Origin of the sequence: Arthrobacter humicola (assembly GCF_022803015.1) — a bacterium.
Lineage (GTDB): Bacteria > Actinomycetota > Actinomycetes > Actinomycetales > Micrococcaceae > Arthrobacter > Arthrobacter humicola_A.
In genome coordinates this window covers 1-321 of record NZ_JAFKON010000052.1, presented here as the reverse complement: position 1 = coordinate 321, position 321 = coordinate 1, and the positions used below count along the sequence as shown (strand labels likewise).

The window sequence follows — 321 nt, the reverse complement described above, 5'->3', positions numbered from 1 at the left end:
ACAAAAGATCAGATTGCATGTATCAACATAAAAAAGCTACAAGGATAAGTACTATGTATATTAATAGATAGTTTTTTTTTTTTCTAATGGTCTCGTGGGCTCGGAGATGTGTATAAGAGACAGACAGGCCCTGGCCAGCGCGACGATTGCAGCGTTCGGCCTCGGCGCGATCCAGGGAATAGTCACCCCCGTCTTTTTTGCCTTCGTGCTGACGCTTTGTGTCCTGTCTCTTATACACATCTAAAAAAAAAGAAATTGATATATTGTGAGAAGCGTGATCGGTATCGATGTTGATAGTAGTACTGTGTATGTGCCGGTCCT

Annotated in this window: 1 protein-coding gene; it reads left to right on the top strand. The window is 42.7% G+C overall.

The genetic code is table 11. From position 1 onward, the window contains the following. Positions 1-94: 94 nt before the first annotated feature. Positions 95-244 (top strand): hypothetical protein, encoded by a 150-nt coding sequence (locus ARTB_RS21410; RefSeq protein WP_243182283.1) that lies wholly within the window; start codon positions 95-97, stop codon positions 242-244. Positions 245-321: the final 77 nt, after the last annotated feature.